The 2,329-nt window shown below is 55.2% G+C and carries 2 protein-coding genes and 1 pseudogene; 2 read left to right on the forward strand and 1 reads right to left on the reverse strand.

All coding sequences use genetic code 11. The features are described from left to right. Together QZ302_RS09810 and QZ302_RS09815 are read left to right on the forward strand one after the other, a co-directional pair. Positions 1–357, forward strand: a pseudogene (locus tag QZ302_RS09810) (SusD/RagB family nutrient-binding outer membrane lipoprotein); the annotation flags it as partial. A 342-nt stretch (positions 358–699) separates the two neighbouring features. After that, positions 700–1,806 (forward strand): pyridoxal phosphate-dependent aminotransferase, encoded by a 1,107-nt coding sequence (locus QZ302_RS09815; RefSeq protein ID WP_294594907.1) that lies wholly within the window; start codon positions 700–702, stop codon positions 1,804–1,806. Positions 1,807–1,960: 154 nt separating this feature from the next. Here the strand turns inward: QZ302_RS09815 and QZ302_RS09820 are convergent. After that, on the reverse strand, positions 1,961–2,329 hold a 369-nt coding region (locus QZ302_RS09820), incomplete at its 5' end, for a SusD/RagB family nutrient-binding outer membrane lipoprotein (RefSeq protein WP_294594909.1).

Raw genomic sequence — 2,329 nt, forward strand, 5'->3', positions numbered from 1 at the left:
TATGTAGCTGCTCAGGCCCTGGCCAACGCTACGGACAAGAAAGAAGCAATCGTGGGCCAGATGTGGATCTACTGCTACAACCAGCCGATCAAGATGTGGGACTGGTGGCGTCTGACGGGCTATCCGAAGATCGTGGAAGTGAAGACGCCGGCCGATCGTCCGACGGGGCTTTATTGGATGAAGCCGTCGACCCGTACAGCTGGTAATCCGCTGGAATTCCCGCGTCGGGGTGCACTGCCTCAGCCGAAACCGATCAATAATGTCAACTATAACGCAGCGCGTGACGAGTTGATGACGCAACCGAACTATGGCTCGACCTACGGTGCTACCACGGGTCGTATCTTCTGGGACAAATAGTCCTCGTTGCGGCACTATTTGACCTACCATTAAACACGGAGGGCTCCGGGGATCGATTTCCCGGAGCCCTCTTTTCCCGGTCATCTTCTGGTGTTAGTAGCCTTTCCCTGGACCGGGCCTCCCCCGTGACCCTCCCTGTCGTTTATCGCCAGGGAGGTCTCGGGGGATTTTTCTTTCTTCTTTTCGGAAAATTTGTTGAAGAATAACTCGAATTATACTATTTAGTTGAATTTTCAACAAACAGTCTGCTTTCTCTGCTTCAGGGCGCGATCGGTTGCCGAAAAAACGCTACCTTGCAATCAACCTAAGTCTCATTCCTCCTAAAAGTATAGACTCGATATCATGGAGATCAAAAAAAGCGGTGCCGCTCTGTCCAAAATCGTACAGATCGGTGAAAAACTCAAAAAACTGACGGCCGAAACCGGCGAAACTTACCTTCCGCTCAATCGCGGGGTGAATGCCGTGGTCAATATCGACCTGAGCGAGGTGGTCAAAGAGATGGACTTCAACTCCAACGACATTCAGGTCTATCCTCCGGGGCCCGGTTTTCCGGCGTTGCGACAGGCCATCAACGACGAATATTTCGGCGGCAAGTCCTCGGCAGACAACATCCTGATTACGGCCGGCGGAATGAACGCCCTGGATCTCGTGGTGCAGGCTGTGGGGATGGGGAAACTCTACCTGCCGGTCTACTATTGGGGCTGTTATTTCCAGATGCTGACCGTCCGCGGAATCGGCAATGCCGAATACATGGCTCAGCGCGATCTGGCAGGGATGATTCCGGAGCTGAAGGGCAATGCGGTGTTGATCTGCGACCCGGGGAATCCGCTGGGCGAAAAATACGACGACGACGAACAGTTCGCCCTGATCAAAAAGCTCAACGACGCAGGCGTGACGGTCTTTTTCGACAGCCCGTATCGCCGGATCTTCTATGACAAATACGACAACTACTACCAGCGGCTGCTGGAGCTCGAAAACGTCATCATTACGGAAAGTTTCAGCAAGTCGGTGGGGCTCAGCGGACAACGGCTCGGATTTATCCATACCACCAATCGGGAGTTGCACGACGAGCTGGAGGTTCGGCTGATGTACTGCACGAACGGCGTCAATGCGTTCGCCCAACAGCTGATTCTCCGGCTCCTGACGACGCCGACGGGGATTGCGGCGGCCGATGCGTTCAAGGCGGCCACTTCGCGCGGCATCGCGCTCAATATCGAATACCTGAAACAACGGGAATTGCTGGCCGAAGAGTACTACCATGCGAGCACGCCGACCGGGATTTTCGTCGTCGTGAACCGGACGGAGGAGGAGTTGCTGGCGCATCGGATCGGCAGCGTGTCGCTCTCGTTCTTCACCAAAAGCAGGAAGGAGGAGGCGTCGAAGTTCGCGCGGATTTGCGTTTCGGCGCCGCATGACAAGTTCGTCGAATACTTCGAACGGGTGAAATAGGGCCGTTCTTTTGTCGGCTCGGTTTTTGTTGCGGCAAAGGTTTGCCCGGCAAAGAACGTCTGACAACGACCGCAAAAAAGAAGAGGGCTCTGGGGAACGATTCCCCGGAGCCCTCCGTGTTTAATGGTCGGTCAAATAGTTCCGAAATCCGAAACTACAAACCCTGTACGTCCCAGTAGATGCGGCCCGTAGTCTGGTTATAGGTCGTCCCGTATACCGGCCCCAGCAACGCATCGCGCGTAGCGTTGTAATTCGCGTTGTTCAGCTCGTTCGGCTGCGGCAGCGAAGCACGACGCGGGAACGAGAGGACATTCGTCGAAGTCCGCGGAACCGGCTGAACCCAATACGGACCGCTTACCTGAGCCGCATCGGCCGGAGTCGTTACCTTCACGATCTTCGGATAACCCGTCAGACGCCACCAGTCCCACATCTTGATCGGCTGGTTGTAGCAGTAGATCCACATCTGGCCCACGATTGCTTCTTTCTTGTCCGTAGCGTTGGCCAGGGCCTGAGCAGCTACATA

The organism is uncultured Rikenella sp., from assembly GCF_910579375.1.
GTDB lineage: Bacteria > Bacteroidota > Bacteroidia > Bacteroidales > Rikenellaceae > Rikenella.